Annotated in this window: 20 protein-coding genes, 1 tRNA gene and 2 pseudogenes; all 23 read right to left on the bottom strand. The window is 51.0% G+C overall.

Annotation, left to right across the window (positions count from 1 at the left end):
• Position 1: 1 nt before the first annotated feature.
• The 23 genes and pseudogenes from OEV59_08120 to OEV59_08010 all read right to left on the bottom strand — a co-directional run bounded on the left by OEV59_08120 (position 2) and on the right by OEV59_08010 (position 20,129).
• Positions 2-1,438, bottom strand: coding sequence for a cytochrome c biogenesis protein ResB (locus tag OEV59_08120; protein MDH4227691.1), 1,437 nt, complete (start codon positions 1,436-1,438; stop codon positions 2-4).
• Between the two features lie 6 nt (positions 1,439-1,444).
• Positions 1,445-2,029 (bottom strand): tetratricopeptide repeat protein, encoded by a 585-nt coding sequence (locus OEV59_08115; protein MDH4227690.1) that lies wholly within the window; start codon positions 2,027-2,029, stop codon positions 1,445-1,447.
• Positions 2,030-2,052: 23 nt separating this feature from the next.
• Positions 2,053-2,439: a PCYCGC domain-containing protein gene (locus OEV59_08110; GenBank protein ID MDH4227689.1), complete on the bottom strand. Its 387-nt coding sequence runs from the start codon at positions 2,437-2,439 to the stop codon at positions 2,053-2,055.
• A 95-nt stretch (positions 2,440-2,534) separates the two neighbouring features.
• Positions 2,535-3,389, bottom strand: coding sequence for an RnfABCDGE type electron transport complex subunit B (locus OEV59_08105; GenBank protein ID MDH4227688.1), 855 nt, complete (start codon positions 3,387-3,389; stop codon positions 2,535-2,537).
• Positions 3,390-3,446: 57 nt separating this feature from the next.
• Positions 3,447-4,025, bottom strand: coding sequence for an RnfABCDGE type electron transport complex subunit A (locus OEV59_08100; GenBank protein MDH4227687.1), 579 nt, complete (start codon positions 4,023-4,025; stop codon positions 3,447-3,449).
• Positions 4,022-4,630, bottom strand: a complete 609-nt coding sequence (locus OEV59_08095; GenBank protein MDH4227686.1) for an electron transport complex subunit E — start codon at positions 4,628-4,630, stop codon at positions 4,022-4,024. The genes OEV59_08100 and OEV59_08095 overlap by 4 nt, the downstream gene beginning before the upstream one ends.
• Positions 4,631-4,632: 2 nt before the next feature.
• Positions 4,633-5,256, bottom strand: coding sequence for an RnfABCDGE type electron transport complex subunit G (locus tag OEV59_08090; protein ID MDH4227685.1), 624 nt, complete (start codon positions 5,254-5,256; stop codon positions 4,633-4,635).
• Positions 5,253-6,281: an RnfABCDGE type electron transport complex subunit D gene (locus OEV59_08085; protein ID MDH4227684.1), complete on the bottom strand. Its 1,029-nt coding sequence runs from the start codon at positions 6,279-6,281 to the stop codon at positions 5,253-5,255. Before OEV59_08085 ends, OEV59_08090 begins: the two co-directional genes overlap by 4 nt.
• Positions 6,282-6,294: 13 nt before the next feature.
• The gene (rsxC, locus tag OEV59_08080; GenBank protein ID MDH4227683.1) at positions 6,295-7,629 is read right to left on the bottom strand and encodes an electron transport complex subunit RsxC; all 1,335 of its coding nucleotides are present in this window, start codon (positions 7,627-7,629) and stop codon (positions 6,295-6,297) included.
• Between the two features lie 121 nt (positions 7,630-7,750).
• Positions 7,751-8,839, bottom strand: a complete 1,089-nt coding sequence (locus OEV59_08075; GenBank protein ID MDH4227682.1) for a trypsin-like peptidase domain-containing protein — start codon at positions 8,837-8,839, stop codon at positions 7,751-7,753.
• An 18-nt stretch (positions 8,840-8,857) separates the two neighbouring features.
• A complete protein-coding gene (locus OEV59_08070) occupies positions 8,858-9,220 on the bottom strand; it encodes a hypothetical protein (protein ID MDH4227681.1) in 363 nt (120 codons plus the stop codon).
• A gap of 29 nt (positions 9,221-9,249) precedes the next feature.
• Positions 9,250-9,534: a hypothetical protein gene (locus OEV59_08065; protein ID MDH4227680.1), complete on the bottom strand. Its 285-nt coding sequence runs from the start codon at positions 9,532-9,534 to the stop codon at positions 9,250-9,252.
• On the bottom strand, positions 9,535-10,041 hold the full coding sequence (locus OEV59_08060) for a glycine/betaine/sarcosine/D-proline family reductase selenoprotein B (protein MDH4227679.1): 507 nt from the start codon (positions 10,039-10,041) through the stop codon (positions 9,535-9,537). It lies immediately after the preceding gene.
• A gap of 168 nt (positions 10,042-10,209) precedes the next feature.
• Positions 10,210-10,599 (bottom strand): Gfo/Idh/MocA family oxidoreductase, encoded by a 390-nt coding sequence (locus tag OEV59_08055; GenBank protein ID MDH4227678.1) that lies wholly within the window; start codon positions 10,597-10,599, stop codon positions 10,210-10,212.
• A 141-nt stretch (positions 10,600-10,740) separates the two neighbouring features.
• Positions 10,741-11,406 carry a metal-dependent transcriptional regulator gene (locus OEV59_08050; protein ID MDH4227677.1) on the bottom strand — a complete coding sequence of 222 codons (666 nt, stop codon included), beginning with the start codon at positions 11,404-11,406 and terminating at the stop codon, positions 10,741-10,743.
• Between the two features lie 19 nt (positions 11,407-11,425).
• Complete coding sequence (gene feoB, locus OEV59_08045) at positions 11,426-13,378, bottom strand: ferrous iron transport protein B (protein ID MDH4227676.1); 1,953 nt, start codon at positions 13,376-13,378, stop codon at positions 11,426-11,428.
• A gap of 121 nt (positions 13,379-13,499) precedes the next feature.
• A complete protein-coding gene (locus tag OEV59_08040; GenBank protein ID MDH4227675.1) occupies positions 13,500-13,937 on the bottom strand; it encodes a transcriptional repressor in 438 nt (145 codons plus the stop codon).
• Positions 13,938-14,085: 148 nt separating this feature from the next.
• A tRNA-Gly gene (locus OEV59_08035) sits at positions 14,086-14,160 on the bottom strand.
• Between the two features lie 471 nt (positions 14,161-14,631).
• Positions 14,632-14,748 (bottom strand): annotated as a pseudogene (locus OEV59_08030) (prepilin-type N-terminal cleavage/methylation domain-containing protein).
• 655 nt (positions 14,749-15,403) lie between these two features.
• Positions 15,404-15,538, bottom strand: a pseudogene (locus tag OEV59_08025) (prepilin-type N-terminal cleavage/methylation domain-containing protein).
• Positions 15,539-15,729: 191 nt separating this feature from the next.
• On the bottom strand, positions 15,730-17,166 hold the full coding sequence (locus OEV59_08020; protein ID MDH4227674.1) for a sigma-54 dependent transcriptional regulator: 1,437 nt from the start codon (positions 17,164-17,166) through the stop codon (positions 15,730-15,732).
• 17 nt (positions 17,167-17,183) lie between these two features.
• A complete protein-coding gene (locus tag OEV59_08015) occupies positions 17,184-18,857 on the bottom strand; it encodes an ATP-binding protein (GenBank protein ID MDH4227673.1) in 1,674 nt (557 codons plus the stop codon).
• A gap of 57 nt (positions 18,858-18,914) precedes the next feature.
• Positions 18,915-20,129, bottom strand: a complete 1,215-nt coding sequence (locus tag OEV59_08010; GenBank protein MDH4227672.1) for a type II secretion system F family protein — start codon at positions 20,127-20,129, stop codon at positions 18,915-18,917.
• Positions 20,130-20,245 lie beyond the last annotated feature (116 nt).

The following is a 20,245-nucleotide window of genomic DNA, read 5'->3' as shown; positions in this document are numbered from 1 at the left end:
GTTACTTTGCCTCCGTTCCCCCCATAGGGATGTCTTTCAATGATTTTACCATTTCAGCGAACTCTTTTTCAAATCCAAGGGTGTTTTTATTGGTCATGCCGCCGATGTCAACCACCGACATAGCGTTACCATCCGGCGAGACCTGCACCCACACGCGCCTGTGGAATATAAAGAACGCGAAAAAGAACCCAACGCCCATGATGCCGGTGCCAAGCCACACGATGTTGGTGCCAGGGTCCTTATTCACGGAAAGACCGGAATAGAGCGCCGGGTTATATGAATCGAGAAGCAGATCGTATTTCGTGCCCGGTATGGCTTGTCTAAAACCTGGGATATTGCCGAATATCCATGCGGTATTTCTTTCCTTATCCTTTTCATAGACCTCGAGCATCAGGGCCGGATTTTTATGGTCGTCGCCGCTTGAATATATCTGCTTTGTCTCCGGGTCGAATGCGAAGTCCGAGACAAACCCGGCGATTTTGACTGAATACGGCGTGCCGGGGACATTCACCATCTCTCCCCACGGCACGGAGAAGGTCGTCACTTCGGCGCCGCTGTCTATTCTCTTTAGAACAAGGTTCGCAGCCTGTATCCTGTTCCATGATTTGCCCCAACTCGACTGGTAGAACCGTATCCCCTTATAGTATAACGGCTCATTTACCCATATCTGCTTTTGGAACACTTCCTTGCCGCCCTCGATAACGGTAAGGATCGAGTTATACTGGCGTATCTGCCCGCTCTCGTAGTAATCTATCCAGAACTTATCTAGCCTTAACGAAAAATCAGCGTTCTTTACCGTCGCCGTCGTACCCACGGTCATGCTCTTGAAATCCTTATATCCCCAGTAACTGCCGATGATGGCGCCAAGAAGGATTACAAAAAGGCTCACGTGCGTAACATCGGAGCCAAAGCGGCCTATCAGCCCCTTCCACGCGTAGACGGCCACAGAGCCGTCGGAGTTCTCCCGCACTCTGTGCTTATACTTGTGCTTTGCAAACATGGCGGTGGTAAGCTCGACTGCTGCGCGAGAGCTGCGGTAAACCCTAACACTTTCCTTGTGGGAAAGATTTTTTATAACAGCGGTATTGAAGTCGTCTGCATGGCCAAGAAGGGATTTCCACTTGGATGGAAACCTCTCCCACGTGCATGCGATGATATTAAGGACGAGCAGTATGAGAAGCGAAGTAAACCATCCGGTGTGGTACATGTCGTCTAAGCGCAGCACCTCGATGACGCGCGCCCACTTCTCGCCGTACTCGGCGACGTAAACCGACATCTCTCTGCCCTGTTCGACTATGGTGCCGAATATCGAGACAAAGGCTATCGCCATGAGGATGAAGATGGTGAACTTAAGCGAGCTGAATATGCTCCAGACAGTAAGCGGGATATTGCTTACCAAGCTTTTCTTCTCTGCATTCTGACCGGTATCGTTGGACATAATCGATTATTTACCGGCCTTTGTCTGACCTACTTTGGCTATATAACTTTTTGCGGCAGCGGCAACCTCGCTGTTTGGGTCTATGGATATGGCCTTTTTCCACGCCTCGTTTGCGCCGTTTACGTCGTTTAGCCCGGTGGCGAGCACGAACCCTTTTGTAAGCCATATACGCTGATAATACGGGTTCACCGCTATCCCCTTATCGATAAAAGATATGGCCTCGGATGAGTTCTTCATATAATGGAGCGAAAGCCCTAGGTCGTTATACGAATCGACGTCCTTAGGGTCGAGCTTTACGGCGTTCTTATAGTGCGCGGCCGCCATATCGAACTTCTGCAAGCCGAAGTACGCCTTGCCGATGCTCACATGCAGCTTCGCGTCCTTCGGATTGGCGGCTATCTGTTTTTCAAGCTCTGCTATTACCTCGTTCGGGTTTGTCTGCGGCATAGGATAATACGCGCCGCCATTTTGCGGCATGCCCTGCTTAACGCCGGTCGCCGTGCTGTCTCCGGATTTCGAGCCTATGAGATACGCGGCTATTGCTACGGCCACGACGATAACAACTATTATTACGATGTTATTTCTATTCATCTCGCTATAACCTCTTTTGCGCATCAACGCGCGAATTTTTCGTCTACAGCCTTCCTGATACTGAGTATATCCTTGCCCTGCTGATGAAGCTCATAAGCCATTATGGCTTCGTCCATGCACACATCGCAGCCCTGCCCGTGCATCGAGACAAAACACGTAAGCAGACTAAGATGCCCGGCATGCTTTGCGCAGTCGCAGTAGCAGTACAGACTATCCAAGACCTCGGGAATTTCCTTTGCCGCGAAATACGCCTTATACGCCTTGCCTGTAAAATACTCCGGCGCAATCGTTGCGCGCTTTTCTCCTGCGCGAAGCGATGCTGACGAAGGTTGCGCTTTTTCGCATGAAGTGAGCGCAAGAGAAAAAAACATAACAACAGTAACGGCTATGATTTTTCTAAATAAAAACAACTGGTAACTCTCCGCTAACTTAAATTGATCGTATTACTCCATGCTATCAAAATAGGATTAAAATACGGTTAAAAACCGATTATTAAATTTTAAGCTCAGACCGCGCTCTTATTTTCCTGCTTCGAGTAGAACGCGCTTTTCGTGGAGAGCTCTTCTTCGCCGTAGAGGATGCACTTTGTGGGGCAGCGTTTGGTGGATGCGTCGTTTTGAGGGCAGCTGTCGTAGTTTATAACGGCAAGATTGTCTTTCATGGCTATGGCGCCTTCCGCTCCGGCGTCCTTTACGCAAAGTGTACAGGCTATGCACGAGACCTTGCAGGCCTTCTTTGCCTGGGGGCCCTTGTCCTTATTCTTGCAGTACACGAAGAGCTTGTGCAATTCATCGTGCATCTCGATTATATTTCTCGGGCACGCCTTTGCGCACGCGCCGCAGCCTATGCATTTGTCGTAGAACACGACCGGAAGGCCGTTTGAGCTCATGTCTATAGCGTCGTACGCGCACGCCCTCACGCAGTCAGCGTAACCAAGGCACGAGTACGAGCAAAGCTTCTCTCCTCCGGTAATATTGGCCGCAGAGCAGCTCATATCCCCCCTATAAACGGCATTCTTCACTGCCTCTGCGTTGCCGCCGCGGCAAAGCACCACTGCAAGTATGCGTTTTGCCTTTAACGATTCCTTGCCAAGGGCCTTTGCTATCAGGTCCGCAACCTCCTGACCTCCGGCAGGACACGCGTTTATCGGCGCATCTCCCTTTGCAAGAAGTTCGGCAAGCGCGGCGCACCCGGCATAACCGCAGGCGCCGCAGTTGGTCCCGGGAAGCACGGCATTGAGAGCCTCGACAAGCGGATCCTCTTCCACATGGAACTTCTTACTGCCATAGACAAGGAGCAGCGCAAATGCCACACCCAGTCCGCCCATCGTTGCAAGAGATATGAGTAATGTAGTTGTCATAGCGTCAATAGTTCAGTATAACACACGGCAGCGGCAATTTTAAGCCAAAATCCTCGCTTATACCGATATAAGTCCTGCAAACCCCATGAACGCGAGCGCCAGCATTCCTGCCACAAGAAGCGTCATGGGCGCGCCTTTTAAATACGCAGGTATATCCGCGAACTCTAGCTCTTCCCTTATCCCTGCCATTATAACGAGCGCAAGCGTAAATCCAACACCCGCTCCTATGCCAAAAGCCATGCACTCTATGAAGGTATACTCTCTTAGCGCCGAGAAGAGCGCAAGACCGAGTATGGCGCAGTTAGTCGTTATCAGCGGCAGGAATATGCCAAGGCTCCTGTACAGATGCGGGCTGGTCTTTTTTATGAACATCTCGACAAACTGCACGAGCCCGGCTATCGTTATTATATACGTGACGTTTTGCAAAAACGGCAGATTGTACTCAACCAGTATGAAGGCGTTTATAAGCCACGTTATAACAGCGGCTATGGCCATGACAAAGGTTGTAGCAAGCCCCATGTTCACGGCAGTATCGATGCGCTTCGAAACGCCGAGGAACGGGCATATGCCAAGGAAGTAGGCAAGGACGAAGTTATTTACAACGGCGGCCGAGAGAAATATCAGTACCGGCTTCATTGTGCAGCCCTCGCCTTTCTCATGCTAAAGTAATTTATCAGCCCTATCATAAGCCCGAGGCTTATGAAGGCGCCTGCCGGAAGTATCATGATAATCCACGGCGTGTAGACGCTTTCGGGAGCGAAAACAAAGTTAAATATGCTGCCGTTACCTAGCACCTCTCTTACAGAGCCTAGTACGACAAGCACCCAGGTAAAACCTATTCCCATGCCTGCTGCGTCCACAAAAGACGGCAGTATAGGATTCTTCGAGGCAAAGGCCTCTGCCCTGCCCATTATCATGCAGTTCACGACGATTAGCGGCACATACGGACCAAGGGCCTTGCTTATGGCAGGGAAAAACGCCCTGAGAAAGAAATCGGCCAAGGTAACGAACCCGGCGATAATAACGATATAAGTCGGTATCCTAACGCCACCGGGGACTATGCGCCTTATCACGGAAACAAACGAACTCGAGCACAGAACAACGAATGTCGATGCAAGCCCCATGGCAAGGCCGTTGATTGCGGAATTGGTGACCGCAAGTGTCGGGCACATGCCAAGGAGCAGCTTTATGACCGCATTATTATTCCAAAGCCCTGTTTTAAATATCTTTGAAAGCGACATCGTTACTTACCCTCCGGTGCCTTTACTGCAGCTGCGCCATCGCCCTCTTCGGCAAGGATACCAAGCACCACGTTTACCTCGTTGTTGATGGCGTTTATCACTGCCACACTCGATATCGTTGCCCCTGTTATAGCCTGTATATCCGTTGGCTGCTCGGGCTTCTTGAGTTTAACGTACCCTATCTTGGGCTTTATCTTAAGGCCCTTGAACTGGTCGGTAAATTTATTTTCCACTATCTTATTGCCAAGCCCCGGTGTCTCGACCTGGTCTAAGACCTTCATTCCCGCAAGGCTTTCCTTATCAACGTTCAACCCGACCATCATCGATATGATGCCGGCAAACCCAGGGCCGTTCGCAACGAATGCATAGCCAACTATATTGCCATTCGCATCCTTGCCTTTGAATATGCGCACCGTGCGTTTCTTGCCGCTTGCAAGCGCTATATCCTTCGATATGGTATCGTACGCGCTCGCGCCATCTAGCACCGCGAATATGGCCTTCTTCTCCTCTTCGAGCCTGTTGTGCTCGATTCTCGGCTCAACGCTCTTATAAAATACGGTCAGTATGCCGCCTACCACGAGCGCGGTGACCGTAAGCGTTATTATCATCCTTGCCGAAAGGTTCACGCCTTGCTCCTTGCCTCAAGCTCTCCAAACACCTTGGGCCTCGTCCACCTGTTGATTAGCGGCGTTACCGCGTTCATAAGAAGTATCGAGTACATAACGCCCTCGGGTAACCCTCCAAAGAGCCTTATGATGACGGTTATTGCGCCTGCTGTTATTGCAAATATCCACTGCCCTTTCGGTGTTGTCGGAGAAGTTACCATGTCCGTAACCATGAACCACGCGCCAAGCATCGCGCCACCTGCGCATAAATGATAGAGCGGGTCCGCGTACTTCGTGGGGTCTATGAGCCAGAATACGCCGCTTGTAAAGGCAATGCTTCCGAGAAAACCTAGCGGCAGCTTCCAGTTTATATGCCCGAGATAACGAAGAATAAGACCGCCGACAAGTATGGCTATCACAGAGGTCTCGCCAAGAGAGCCTGCGACATTGCCAAGCAGCATATCCGAATGCGCTGCCATCGCGCCCTCGAACTTTTTAAGCGCAAGAGGTGTAGCCCCTGCTATCGCATCGACTGCCGTTGAGCCGTAGTTGAACGGGTCTGTCCACGTGGTAATCAGCACCGGGTAAGTGGCCTGCAAAAACGCTCTGCCAAGAAGCGCGGGGTTAAAGATGTTTAGCCCGAGGCCGCCAAATATCTGTTTGCCGATTGCTATGGCAAAGACATTACCAAGTATTACGCCAAATATCGGGAAGCTTGGCGGAAGCGTAAGAGCTATGAGTATGCCGGTTATGGCCGCGCTTCCGTCGGCTACGGTGACAGGTTTCTTTAAAAACCTCTGGCACACTATCTCCGTTACTACGGCAGAAACAAGGCTTACAACTATTATAAGGAGCGCCCTTGGGCCAAATACATACACGCTCACACCGCATGCAGGAATAAGCGCGAGAATAACGGCATGCATGATGCGGTAAACATTCGTTTGGTCAAAGACGTGCGGCGACGACGATACAACAAACGCCCTCGTCTTCTTTTCCTCGGCTGCCTGAGGCGCAGCGGCCGCTGTCTTATTTACAGTTTCTTCCATCAAAAAATCCTTTTTAAGCGCTCTTTTTGCGCTCTGCTTCCCTAAGCTTTATTTTACCGACCCGTATCCACTCAACAAGCGGCCTCTTGGAGGGGCAAACGAACGAGCAGCACCCGCACTCGATACAGGCAGTGCCGCTCCATTCCTTGAAAAGCTCTGCCATCTCAAGCCTTCCCATATCCGCAAGCTTATATGGCATCAGCCCCATGGGGCATGCCTCGACGCATGAGGCGCACTTTATGCACGGCTTATAGGAAAGCGGCTTAACTGTTTTTGCCTGAAGTATCGTTATGCCGGAGGTACCTTTCACAACAGGGGCATCAAGGGTCCTTTGCGCAATGCCCATCATCGGCCCTCCGTTTATAACCACCACCTCGTCGCCGTCCTTTATTCCGCCTGCGGCTTCAATTACCTCTTCAAACGGCGTGCCGACCCTTACGCGGAAGTTGCCGGGCTTATTTATGCCGTTACCGCTAACTGTCACTATTCTCTCGATAAGGGGCTTACCTGTTTTAAGAGCGTCGAATATTGCTGCAGCGGTGCCGACGTTATTTACGACAACGCCCGCATCCATCGGCAGCTTTCCAAGCGGCACCTTTCTCTTTAGCACCGCATGTATTAGCATCTTCTCAGCGCCCTGCGGATACTTTGTCTCGAGCGCGGTTATGGTTATATCGCTTGATATCTCTTTTGCTGCCTTTGAAAGCGCCTCGATAGCATCGGTCTTGTTATCCTCAACGCCTATGACGCCCTTTGACGCGCCAACTGCGCGCATGATGGCCTTTAGCCCCCAGACGACCTTAAGAGGCGTATCCACCATTATTCTATGGTCGGAGGTAAGAAACGGCTCGCACTCGCAGCCGTTTAACACGACAGTGTCGATTTTCTTTTCCGGCGGAGGTGAAAGCTTAACGGACGTCGGAAATGCCGCTCCTCCCATGCCGACTATGCCGGCTGCGCGTATTTTCGAGCGCAGTTCTTCCACTGTCATGGAGCCGAGGTCAAGCGCGCCGGCAACCGAACCCCAGTCCTTACGGGTAACGCCGTCGCCTTCTATGATAATGGACAAAGCAGAGCCGCCGGCCGGGTACGGATGCATTACTATGTCTTTGACTTTACCTGAAATGCTTGCGTGTACAGGAGCGGAAACGAAAGACGTGCCGTCGCCTATAAGCTGCCCCTCGGTCACATCATCGCCTTTTTTAACTACCGGCGTTGACGGGGCTCCTATATGCTGATGCAGCGGTATGATTACGCGCGTTGGCAACGCTAAATCAACCACGGAACCAAGGCTTAGTTCCTTATTGTACGCAGGGTGTATACCCCGCTCGAAGGTTTCTGCTTTCATCGCGTTGCCAAATACGTTTTACGAATTGCAATATTTAACAGAATAATCCCTTTTAAGTCAAGTGGTTTTTGGACACGCGTATTCCTTACGCCAAAACGTATGCGCCTAAAAATCGCGCGCCTCACTTCGGCCTCGGCGCCTCGCCAAGCTCCACTGGCACAATAAGCTTTTTCTTCCCTCGCATGATGGTAAGCTCCACCTTTGCCCCCGGCTTGTAAGTGTCTAGCAGTTCGTTTAGCTCGTCGTTATTCTTGACCTTCTTACCGTCAAGGGCAACGATAAGGTCTCCTCCCACTGCCACGAACACGTTACCAAGCCTCCTGTATCCGGTTCCCCCTTTAAGAGCGGCCTTCTCGGCCGGGCCAGCCTTGTATATCTCTGCTATGAGCACGCCCTCCTCGCCGCCAAGCCCAAGGACCTTTGAGAACGTAGTATCTATACTCTGGCCGTTTATGCCAAGCCACGCGCGTATCACGTAACCGCGCTTTATCATCTCGTCAACGGATTTTCTAACAATGCCTGCGGGTATGGCAAACCCTATGCCGATGTTGCCGCCGCGCGGGGAAAATATCGCGGTATTTACGCCTATGAGCCTGCCTTCTGCATTAAGCAGCGCCCCGCCAGAGTTTCCGGGGTTTATCGCAGCATCTGTCTGTATTACGCCGCGCATCAAGCGGCCGTTTTCCGTGCGCATCGTTCTTCCAAGCGAGCTCACTATGCCGACGGTAAGCGTGCCCTCGAGCCCGAACGGATTGCCTATTGCGAGCACCTTTTGCCCGACCCTCACCTTCGTTGAATCGCCGTAGACTACAGGCTTTAATTTTTCCTTTGGCGCGTCTATCTTTAACACGGCAAGGTCGTTATCAGGATCTATGCCCGCAAGCTTTGCCTCGTACTTACTGCCGTCAAAGAGCGTTACCTCTAGGCTCTTTGCGTTCTCTATGACATGGTAATTGGTGACGATATCTCCAAGCGTGTCGATGATTATGCCGGAGCCAGAGCCGCTCTTCGGAACGATATTTAGAAAGAAGTCGTAGGACACGGTGGTTGTCGTAATGTTCACGACCGAGGGCGCGTATTCGTTATAGACGCGTATATTCGCTTCCTCGTCATTATGAGCAAAGGAAGGCAGCGGCAGTGCCGCAATAAATGCCGCGCACAGAAGAACAACCATCATGCGTACGGATATTCGATTTCCATGGAACGTCACGCGCGCTACTCCTTTAAGTCACAATGTCTTTTCCTCACGATATCCATCTCTTATTTTCGACAACTTCGCAATAAAGCCGGGGAGGTTTCTTTCCCAATGCGGCTTCAAATAAATCTCGGGCTCACAGTCCTTGGCGCGCCACGAATCCCCAATTTCAAACCCTGCACTTACAATCAGCACCTGCTCGCCTTTTTTCCGCATCCTAACATGCTGAGGATCTACAATAAACCTGACATACAATTTCAAACCAACCGGCGACCATGTAGACTCTATAATCCAAAATTCATCGAGCCACCACTCGGTGGACACTGTGGTTTTTTCCATTATTACCCAACCATTTTCAAGCAACTCATCTGCAAGCTGTTTTTGCTGCGTAATCATTGTCCACTCTTACCCCTAAGCGCCACGTGCTACTCCTTCAAATCTTCGTGCCTTCGCCACCGAAAAGGCAGGTCTTCTATGATGCCTGGTTTATCGGCTAGTGTAAGTCTTTTTAGCGCCCTTATCAATACTATGCGCTGCTGCAGCGAGTTAAACGGCTCGCCAAGCGGATGCCCAAGAGGCCAGTGAAGGAACACGGCTCTGGGCACTCCTGCCTCTTCCGTGAGCTTTCTTATAATCGACACGGCAACCGTTGAGATGCCGCTATCCTCGATAACCCTTGCCACCAGTCCGACGGACCGGTTACAGGTCACTCACCCGGGGGTTAAAACTACGGCATCGACTTTATCTTCTTTAAGCATACGCGCAATCTCAGACGCAGTGGTCTCGACAAGAGGCTTTATGAAACGTCCTTTGATGTGGCCCATGAGGCCGAAGTGACGCATGGCAACGCCGCCGATAACACCGTCTTTTTCAAGCTCACGAAGACGCTCTATTGGAAAAACTACGTTTATATCCTTATCCGCATCGCGGTGGTCGTAATAGTCGTGCGTAATTTTAAGAGAGGTTACGGGCGTATCGGCGTTTATCACGCGAAAAGTCGGATCGCCGTCTGCATCAGACATGTCAAAAGGCCTGTCAGTAGAGCGATGAACACCTGCTGTCGTTATTATGGCAATACGGGAATCTTTAAGCGGTTTTATAAAAAGCGTCCACGGTATGTCTAATTGCGGCCTTGCCGAAAGGCCTTTGGCAGCCCTGTTTGCAAGGCCCCTAAAACGCGTATAAAAAACAGCCATCAGTCTCGTAAAAAACGGCATCGAACAGCCCTCTTATGCAATCGACTTTTTTGCGTCCGTTAGAACCCGCGTTCAAATGGCGCTGCAGAGCTATACGTATGCCGGTTATAATACCATTTCCTGCGCCTTTGAAAACAAAAAAGGCCGCGCTTTAAGGCGCGGCCTTTTTTTACATATTCCTATTGATACCTAATACCCTTTTTTATTGTGAGCGTCAGGAAGCTTCTCCTTCTCTCCCATAAGTTCCCAGATAAGGAATGCCATGGTCTCGGTTGCGATTGCGGTGTGCTGGTTGCCGGATCTCGCGAGTTCGCTTCTTAGGACCTTTCTCGTATCAGCGCAGCCGCTAAGGTCGAATATGATGTCTATTTTCTCGCCAAGCATCGCAAGCTCTTTTGTATCCTTAACCACCTTTACGCCAAGCTTACTCGCTACCTCCACCCCGGGAGCCGACCTGTCTCTCTCGGCTGCAGCAACTATCTTTATAGAACCAACCTTGGCCCCAAAGGAAGCAAGAAACTTACTCCCAACCCTGCCAAGCCCCACTATAGCAACCAGTATATCTTTATGTGATTTCATTTTGATTTACGCCTTTCGGTAACACTTGTTATATTTTCAATATAATCAAGAAGTTAGAATATAGATATCGCATCTTAGGGAACTTGTCAAGTATTTGTCGGTTCATAAAGTGGTCAAGTCCAATGCAAATCTTACACAGGCTTATCTAAGCTGCTTCACGAAAATATCGGCTGCTATGTCCTCCTCTATCGCAACCGTTGTTTCCGCAAGCTTTATGACATAGGCCGGCCTCTTTTGCACGAGCTTAATTACGCTTCCCGGCACCAGGCCCATGGAGCCGAGCTTTTCGATACGCTTAAAGGTCTTTGGCGCAATGAAAGCGATTCTAACGCTCTCACCCGCATCTATGTCCAGAAGCGGAAGCACCAGAGGCCGTATCCTTTCGGCCCCCCTTGTGCAACACTCGCCCTTTGGTATGGGAAGCCCGTGCGGGCACGAAGGCGGATGCCCAAGGAGAGTACAGATACTGTCGGCAACCGCGGCCGAGAGAGAATGCTCGAAGCTGCAGGCGTGGCGCTCAAGCGTTTCTTCGTCGTGAACGTCGAGCACGTCGGCAAGAAGACGCTCGGCAAGCCTGTGCCGCCGCACTACACCCTTTGCCAGCACCGCGCCCTTTTCGGTAAGGCTTACGGAATCCTTATTGACCGTTACCAGGCCGTCTCGCTCCATCTCCTTTATGGTCTCCAGGTCGCCTCCGGTGCGCTGCACTTCGTCAACACAGAGGAGTTCCTTTATAGAGTCCGCGCCTTCCTCGCCCTTTGCCCATATGAACTCGAGAACCTCTTCAACAGCCCGCTCGTCTGCCATATATCCTCCTTAAAGGAACTTAAAATGCTGCGCCAAAGAGCCGCAAAATAAAATTCAGCAGCGCTCCTGCAAGTACCGCTGCCGGGAATATGAAAAGGGCCATCCAGAACGCCACTTTAATGCCCCGCTCCTTTATTATCATGAAGAAGTTTGCTATGCACGGAACAAAAAGCGTCATGGTAACGAGGCTCACTACCGTTTGCACGCCGTCGAGCAGCCCGTTTTTCTGGAGCATAAAGAGCCCGGCTGCGCCGTAATCACGCCTTAAAAACCCGAGCACGAACGGGGAAGCGACTTCCCTGGGAAGCGAGAGAAGCGTTTCGAAAAGCGGCGCGCTCCATCTCTCCATAAGAGAGACAAGCCCGAGCTTATCGGCAGTAAAAAGCGTGAGCGTGCCGAGAATAAAAAGCGGCACGGCTTCTTTTAAATACCACTCCACCCGCACAAGCGTTTTAAGGGCGATATTCGATGGCTTTGGAGCGCGAAACGGCGGTATCTCCAAAACAAAATCCGAGGTGCCGCCCTTTACTATAAGCGACGCGAGGTAGGACACTATGACAATCACTATGATAATGCTCACGCACCATACGAGCGCGCCCCATAAAGAGATTGCCGAGAGCATGCCCATGATGACGCCAAGCTGCGCAGAACAAGGGATGCCGAGCGCGAGTAGAAGCGTCACTATGATGCGCTCCTTTCTCGTCTCGAGAATCCTCGCTGTCATCGTTGCCATGGTGCCGCAGCCGAGCCCAAGAACCATCGGAAGAACGGCCTTGCCGTTTAGCCCCATGCGCCGAAATGCCCTGTCCACCATGACCGCAAGACGCGGCAGGTAGCCCGAATCCTCAAGAAGCCCGAAGAATATGAAGAACGAACCGACTATCGGAAGCACTATGGCGATTGCGTAGGTAAACGCCATGCTCACGAGCCCGTAAGGGCCAACAAGCAGGTCTTTTATAAAGCCGGGGCCAACTACATACTCGACAACGCGCGAGGTCCACGGAACAAGGTATTTACCGAAGATAGCGGATGTTATGAAGTCAACTGCATACCCCGCTCCAAGCACTCCGACAAAACCGTACATCGCGCCAAGCACAAGAGCCAGAAAGACAAAGCCCCAGACCGGGTGCATCGAGAGCGTGCCGAGCTTGTCCTTTAGCGGGCCCGCGCCCTTTGTCTCGGCCCTTACGGTATCCTTGACTATCGAGTCCGCATACCTTAGACGTTCCTTATTTATTATATAGCCAAGCGGCTCGGCATACCGTTTTGCCGCGTTTTTACGTATCTCTTCTATGGCAAGCCTTGCCTGCTCGCCGGAGGCATCCCGCACCCACCCCTCCAGGGTTTTATCTCCGCCAAGAAGCATAAGGGCCACGGCCCTTGCGGCCTTGAAAGAAGCCGGCAGCAGCTTTACAATAGAATCGAGCGCAGCCTCTATGGCAGGCGGATACTGCACGCTTAAGAGCGGCACAGCGCCGTCAAACACTCTTTCCTTAAACTTGTCAACATTCCACCTCTGCGTTGCAATAACAGGCACGACCGGAATGGAGAGCTTTTTTTCGAGCAAGGCCGCGTCCACATGTATGCCGCGCTCCCCTGCCTCGTCGTACATATTAAGGGCCAGGGCGCACGGCACGGACATCTCTGCAAGCTCGGTTGCTATGACAAGCGCCCTTTTAAGGTTTTTCGAATCAGCAACAAGGGCTATATAGTCTATGTGATCATTAAGAAGTATGTCGCGCGTGACGCGTTCGTCTTCGGAAGCAGGCACGATTGAGTTAACGCCCGGGGTGTCTATAATGAGGCATTTTTTCCCTTTTATCTCGGCGCTTCCGCGAGACACCTCGACTGTAGTGCCCGGATAATTGGACACGTTGGCATAAGCGCCGGTAAGCACGCCGAATATGACGCTTTTACCGACATTCGGGTTACCTACAAGCGCTACCTTTGTATTTAAGTTATGCTCCAGCATGCATCCTTTCCAAAGCCTGCCTGACGGCCGGGTATCCGGCAGCCGGGCGTCCGGGCGAACTACTAAATGATATCAATTTTCATTTTCATTTACAAGGCAAAAATTTTTTACCGGCCCGGCCCTACCTGCACTTACGGCAATAACCGTAGAGCTCGAGCTTGTGCCTCACTACCTTGAAATCGTGTTTCCTGGCGGTCTCCTCCTGGAGCTTCTCTATCTTCTGGTTCGTGAACTCGACTATATCGGAGCATTTGACGCAAATAAGATGGTCGTGGTGCCCGTCCTCGGGCACATTCTCATACCTTGTCTGTCCGTCCCCGAAGTGGCGCTCTACAGCCAGCCCCCCCTCCAGAAGAAGCTTCATGGTGCGGTAGACCGTTGCAAACCCGACATTTGGGTTCTTCTTCTTTACCTTTTTCAGAAGTTCTTCGAGATTGATGTGCGTGGTGATTGAAAAAAACGTGGCAGCGATGACATGGCGCTGCTGCGTGGACTTAAGGTCCTTCTTCCTTAGAAAGCTCGAAAAGCTGTCGAGTTTTGCGTTCTCTGCCGAAGTCATGCGCACGGTAAAGGCCGCCCGCGAAGATGGAGGACATGAAAATCACTACAGCAAAGGGCCGGCCAAAAGTTTTTTAAAAAACAAAACCGCCTTGGGTGGCGGACGTATAGACAGGCTAAGTATATTAGAAGTGCCGACGGCCGTAATTTGGAGCGGGAGACGGGGGTCGAACCCGCGGCCCCAACCTTGGCAAGGTTGTGCTCTACCACTGAGCTACTCCCGCTTTTAGCCGCACTGAGCGCGCATATTGCACAAAACCGCGCCCATGAGTTTTTTATTTTAACATAAAAGAGTTTGGTGTCAAGGAATTAGTTTTGCGTTTCTGCGCTGACACGCCGTCCGCGGCAAAAAAAAGAACCGGAGGGGATTCCCCTCCGGTTCGATGCTTCGGTATTTCCAGTAATTACTTTGCGACCGACTTGGTAAGTTCGCCGTTGTAGTTGATGATAGGAGAAGTTACCTCGCCGTTGGCAACCCATGCCGAGGAAAGCGTAAATGAACCGGTTGATGTGGTAATGTTGCCGGCGCACGTTACACCAGCTGACGCCTTATAACCGGCGGCTGTCATATTTGCTGTATTGCTGCAATCAACCGTTAGCGTCGGTTCATCGGCAAGCTGTGCCTGTGCTGCGGTGTATGCGTTCTTTGCATCGGAGTTCATGGTTGCGGCATAACCCCTTCTCCTGTATGCGGAGAACTGCGGGATTGCGATTGCCGCGAGGATGGCTATGATCGCGACGACGATGAGAAGCTCGACGAGCGTGAAGCCTTCCTCTTTCTTCTTGAGTGCTGCGAGTATTGTCTTTAACATTTTTTTCCTCCTATAGGTTTTAGTTTATTGCCTGCCAAAACTTTAAATAGTCTGGCCACTCGATACTATTTGCAACAGTCATGCCAAAATAAATTATCTTGTATTTTCAAAGCGTTACGCTATAGCATGTCAAAAAATGTCACTTTATTTACCATTAAAACTCCTCTGGTGACAAATCATGTCACCATCTATCCTTGCCACACTTTGCCAATTTATAACGCATAGCGCGAAAATTTATGCCGAGAAGCTCTGCTGCATTCTTATTTCCTCCGCTTGCCCTTGACCTGAAGCGTTTTCGGCCGCATCTGTTGTACAAACAATGACAAAAAAAGAACCGGAGGGGGGATTCCCCTCCGGTTCGATGCTTCGGTATTTCCAGTAATTACTTCGCGGTCGACTTGGTAAGTTCGCCGTTGAAGTTGATGATCGGGGCGCTGACTTCGTTGTTGGCAACCCATGCCGAAGACAGCGTAAATGAACCGGTTGATGTGGTAATGACGCCGGCGCACGTTACACCAGCTGACGCCTTATAACCGGCGGCTGTCATTTTTGTTGCATCGCTGCAATCAACCGAAAGCGTCGGTTCATCGGCAAGCTGTGCCTGTGCTGCGGTGTATGCGTTCTTTGCATCGGAGTTCATGGTTGCGGCATAACCCCTTCTTCTGTATGCGGAGAACTGCGGGATTGCGATTGCCGCGAGGATGGCTATGATCGCGACGACGATGAGGAGCTCAACGAGCGTGAAGCCTTCCTCTTTCTTCTTGAGTGCTGCGAGTATTGTCTTTAACATCTTGATTCCTCCTTTTTTACTGCATTTTATTTTACTGCTTACAAAAGTTGGAATCTGACTGCTTCATCTACTATTAATATACTGCAATAGTCATGCCACAAACATACTCCTTTGTTTTCAACACATTGTAAGACTAAATGACAAAAAATGTCGCCAGCCTTCAATAGAAAACCGTCTTTTGACAATTTTTATCACTCATCGTCCTTGCCGTACTTTGCAAGTTTATAACGCATGGAGCGAAAACTTATACCAAGAAGCTCTGCTGCCTTCTTCTTTCCGCCTTTAGCCGCATCAAGGGCCTTTTCTATTATTGTCTTTTCGAAATCAGCAACCACTTTATCAAGGTCTATGCCTCCAGGAGCGATATCGGGCTTCATTTCCTCTGAAAGCGTTGCCGCAAAACCTGACAATGCCGCATTTCCCTCTCCCCTTGGCGCCGTGGCAGAAGCCGCCCTCCTTATAGACGGCGGAAGGCTCTCGGCATCGAGCACTGCCCCGGCCTCAAGCGTAACGCCCCGCTCAATAGCATTCTCGAGTTCCCTAACGTTGCCCGGGAAACCGTAATCCATCAAAAGCTCCATTGCCCTGCCCGATACCGACGAGATGTTCTTCGAATGCTCGCGGCAGTACTTTTCGAGAAAATATCTTACAAGGGCGGGTATATCGCTTGCCCTCTCTCTTAACGGCGGCACGTCTATGCGTATGACGTTCAAGCGGTAGTAAAGGTCTTCCCTGAAGCGGCCTGCCTTGACCTCTGCCTCGATATCCCTGTTGGTCGCTGCGATGATACGGATGTCGACCTGGATATCCGAGGTCCCGCCGATGCGCCTTATATTCCTCTCCTGGATGAACCTTAAAAGCTTTACCTGAAGATTCAGCGGCATCTCGGTTATCTCGTCGAGAAAGAGGGTTCCGCCTTCTGCAAGCTCGACAAGCCCCTGCTTATTGGCGGATGCGCCGGTAAAAGCGCCTTTAACGTACCCGAAGAGCTCGCTTTCGAGAAGCGTTTCGGGAATGGCGCCGCAGTTGATGCATACAAAAGGTTTGTCTTTACGCGCCCCCTCATCGTGCACGGCCCTTGCGACAAGTTCCTTACCGGTGCCGCTCTCGCCAGAAATAAGCACGCTCGCCTTTGTCGAAGCCACACTCATCACGGCCTGATAAACTTCACCCATCTGCGGGCTCTCTCCAACCATGCCGGCAAAACCGTGCTTTGCCTTGAAACCCTTCTTTAGAACGAAGTTTTCCTTCTCCATCGCCATCCGCTCGAGCGCCCGCTTCACCTGTATGCGGATTTCCTCGACATTAAACGGCTTTGTGAAGTAATCATAAGCCCCGGCCTTCATGGCCTCTATGGCAGTGTCCACGGATGCATACGCTGTAAGCATTATGACCGTTACGGCAGGCTCTATCTCCTTAAGGCGCTTTAGCAGGTCCAGGCCGCTAATCGAGCCAGGCATCTTGAGATCCGTTATTACGAGGTCGGCCCCGGAGGTCTCGAACTGCTTTATGGCCTCGGCTGCATTGGCAAACGCTGACACCTCGTAGCCGTCCTTTGAGAAAAGTATGGATAGGAAATCCCTCATGCTTTTTTCGTCGTCAACGATTATTATTTTCGGTTTTGACATGTTTTTTATCCGCCTTTTCAGTGAACCGCTTCGCTCTGCTGCATGGCCTTTGCTTCTCTTGATAACGGCAGCGATACCGAGAACGTCGTTCCCTTGCCAAGCCTGCTTTCCACGTGTATCTCGCCGCCGTGGCTCTCAACTATTCTGTGCACTATGGCAAGGCCGAGTCCCGTCCCTGCTTCTTTTGTAGAAAAGAACGGATCGAATATGCGCCCGATATCCTCCGGCTTTATGCCGGTGCCCGAGTCCGCAATCTCAACTACCGCGGCATTTTGAGACCCGTTCATGGTACGCGAGCTCAACCTCAAACTGCCTCCGCCGGGCATTGCCGAGGCTGCGTTCACAAAGAGGTTCCAAAACACCTGCGAAATCTGTCTTCTGTCGCCGTCTACCACAAGAGGCGACGGCAAAAGCGACTGCTCTATCGTTATATTCCCGGCATCCTGGTTGTTGGCAAACACCTTCGCCGTTTCGTCCACAACGATATTCAGATCAAACGACTCGAACCTGCCCTTTGCCGGTTTCGCGAAAACAAGAAAATCCGTTATTAGCGCATTAAGCCTCTCGGTCTCACGGACTACTATCTCCATCAAATGGCGCTTATCGCCATCGAGCTTGAGTTCGTTGTTAAGCACGTGTATGGAGCCGCTAATCGACGCAAGCGGATTTCTCACCTCGTGGGCAATTGACGCGGAAAGCTCGCCCAAGGCCTTTAACCTGTCGTCCCTTCTAAGACGCTCCTCGAGACGTTTTATATCGCTAAGGTCCTCGAATATCGCGACTGTATGAAGCTCTCTTTCCTCGCCTCGACTAAGTTCGAAGCCGAGTGTGCGGCGCTGCCCGTTTCTTGCCACGTATTCAAGCTCGACTCTTTTTACCTTTTCCTTATCGAACAGGCTCGCCACATCGAGACCATCGAACACCTCGGCCACCGTTCTAAAGTATACGTCCCTCAACGCCAAACCCGTTATGTCGGAGGCGGCCTTATTGAAAGACGTGATGCGTCCGAGTTCATCAAGTGTCATAACGCCGGTTGGAATATTATCGACTATATGGCGATTAAGTTTCTCCAGCTTCTCAAAGTCTATTTCCTTTTCAAAAAGCTCCTTCTCCATCCTAGCCATCCTGGCGGCTATATATCCAGACAGATACGCCACAACGATAAACGACAATATATTCGTGGAAATGGTAGTTAGCATATCCTCCCACGAAATACTTGAAGCAACAGAGTTAAAGACTTTATATTTATACGGCAGCAGATTATAATAATCAAAATCTATAAGGATTGCGTAGAACAGGCTCGATAAAAGCGCGGCATAATATCCGCCGCGTTTACCAAGTATTATTGCGCCGCCTATGACTGTGAGCGGATACAGGACGGAAAGATAACTGTCTACCGCCCCTGTCACGTAAACTATGAGCGTTGTAAGCAGCACATCGCCTGTAACCTGGGCATAGGCAAACAGCTTTAGGCTGCCGATACGGTTCAAGAAAGCCGCATAGACGATAGTGAGAACCCCCATTAATACGACAACCGCGTATATGGGATAAAACAGTTTATAATCTTCTATCAGGAAGGTCTTATGCTGGAGCCATACGGTAAGACCGAGAAACGCCACGGCAAGCACGACACGAAGCACCATCAGGGCAAGCAACTTGCTCCTGAGCGAATGTGTTATGGAGGATTTCATGGCTTAAACCGGCGGCAAAACGTCAAAAAAGATATCTCAGCGCGCGGCCTCTCCTTATTAGCCGCCGGCAGCTCCGGCAAGGCCGAATATCGGAAGGTAGAGCGCTATGACTAGGCCTCCGACCACGACTCCGAGAAAGGCCATCAGCATCGGCTCGATAAGAGATGTAAGCGATTCGACGGCAACATCGACCTCTTCTTCGTAGAAGTCCGCGATTTTTCCAAGCATCGAGTCCATGGCGCCTGTTGCCTCTCCGACACTTATCATCTGCGTGACCATGCCCGGAAAGACCTTTGTTGCCTGCAGAGGATCAGCAAGGGTTTTACCCTCGCTGATACTGGACTTTGCCTTCAATATGGCTTCTTCAATTATGACGTTACCGGAAGTTTTAGAGACTATATCGAGGGCATCGAGTATAGGAACACCGCTTGAGAGCATCGTGCCCAGCGTACGCGTAAATCTTGCAACTGCGGTTTTTCTGAGTATATCGCCAATAACCGGCATTTTAAGAAACAGCTTGTCCATCTGATAACGCCCCTTGGACGTTTTATACAGGGCCTTGAGACCGTATATACTCCCGCCTATCGCTCCCAATATAAGATACCAGTAACTGGCAAGCCCTCTGCTCATGGTGACAACCATCTGCGTCGGCATCGGAAGCGCCTTGCCAAAGCTCTTGAACATGTCCTCGAATATAGGAACGACGAAAAGCAGAAGTCCGGCAACGATTATCGCGGATATGATGATAACCGCCACAGGATAGGTCATCGCGCTTTTCACCTTGCCCCTTAGTTCCTCGGCCTTTTCCATGAACTGGGAAAGTCTATTCAAAATGGTATCGAGTATACCGCCGACCTCACCCGCAGCAACGAGGTTCACAAAAAGCTCGTCAAATACCTTCGGATGCTTTCTAAGCGCCTCGGCAAAGGTCGTACCGCCTTCGACACTTCCCTTTACCTCCATTATGACCTTTTTAAACTCCGGATTCTCCTGCTGGCTTCCGAGGATGTCCAGACACTGAACAAGCGGCAGTCCGGCGTCTATCATGACCGCGAACTGACGCGTGAATATGCATATCTCTTTGACCTTTACGCCGCCGCCCCAGGGAAGCTTTATCTCCATCTTAAGACCGCCGCCGCCCTCGGTTATCGTGGTAGCGGTTATCTTCTGCGCCTTCAAAAGCGAGGCAGCCTGCATCGAATCGGTAGCGTCTATGGTTCCCTTGACAACCTCTCCGGTGTTCTTCTTGCCTGCATATGTAAATGTCGGCATATCAGCCCTTTCAAATCAAATATACGTATAGTGCTTTTACGGCCTTTTGGGAGGGGCAGAACCAGGCATGCCGGCCTTTATCAATCCGGCGTTCATCAGCATGGTTCTTAACTCGT

The sequence above is a fragment of the Deltaproteobacteria bacterium genome (assembly GCA_029858205.1).
Taxonomy (GTDB): domain Bacteria; phylum Desulfobacterota; class GWC2-55-46; order GWC2-55-46; family DRQE01; genus JAOUFM01.
The sequence above is the reverse complement of the archived record's forward strand: the minus strand, read 5'-3'. Positions and strand labels throughout refer to the sequence as shown.

Coding starts and splice junctions, on each gene's coding strand:
- OEV59_08120 (MDH4227691.1), bottom strand. CDS start 1,438: ATGTCCAACGATACCGGTCAGAATGCAGAGAAGAAAAGCTTGGTAAGC.
- OEV59_08115 (MDH4227690.1), bottom strand. CDS start 2,029: ATGAATAGAAATAACATCGTAATAATAGTTGTTATCGTCGTGGCCGTA.
- OEV59_08105 (MDH4227688.1), bottom strand. CDS start 3,389: ATGACAACTACATTACTCATATCTCTTGCAACGATGGGCGGACTGGGT.
- OEV59_08100 (MDH4227687.1), bottom strand. CDS start 4,025: ATGAAGCCGGTACTGATATTTCTCTCGGCCGCCGTTGTAAATAACTTC.
- OEV59_08095 (MDH4227686.1), bottom strand. CDS start 4,630: ATGTCGCTTTCAAAGATATTTAAAACAGGGCTTTGGAATAATAATGCG.
- OEV59_08085 (MDH4227684.1), bottom strand. CDS start 6,281: ATGGAAGAAACTGTAAATAAGACAGCGGCCGCTGCGCCTCAGGCAGCC.
- rsxC (MDH4227683.1), bottom strand. CDS start 7,629: ATGAAAGCAGAAACCTTCGAGCGGGGTATACACCCTGCGTACAATAAG.
- OEV59_08070 (MDH4227681.1), bottom strand. CDS start 9,220: ATGATTACGCAGCAAAAACAGCTTGCAGATGAGTTGCTTGAAAATGGT.
- OEV59_08060 (MDH4227679.1), bottom strand. CDS start 10,041: ATGCCGTTTTTTACGAGACTGATGGCTGTTTTTTATACGCGTTTTAGG.
- OEV59_08055 (MDH4227678.1), bottom strand. CDS start 10,599: ATGAAATCACATAAAGATATACTGGTTGCTATAGTGGGGCTTGGCAGG.
- OEV59_08050 (MDH4227677.1), bottom strand. CDS start 11,406: ATGGCAGACGAGCGGGCTGTTGAAGAGGTTCTCGAGTTCATATGGGCA.
- feoB (MDH4227676.1), bottom strand. CDS start 13,378: ATGCTGGAGCATAACTTAAATACAAAGGTAGCGCTTGTAGGTAACCCG.
- OEV59_08040 (MDH4227675.1), bottom strand. CDS start 13,937: ATGACTTCGGCAGAGAACGCAAAACTCGACAGCTTTTCGAGCTTTCTA.
- OEV59_08020 (MDH4227674.1), bottom strand. CDS start 17,166: ATGTCAAAACCGAAAATAATAATCGTTGACGACGAAAAAAGCATGAGG.
- OEV59_08015 (MDH4227673.1), bottom strand. CDS start 18,857: ATGAAATCCTCCATAACACATTCGCTCAGGAGCAAGTTGCTTGCCCTG.
- OEV59_08010 (MDH4227672.1), bottom strand. CDS start 20,129: ATGCCGACATTTACATATGCAGGCAAGAAGAACACCGGAGAGGTTGTC.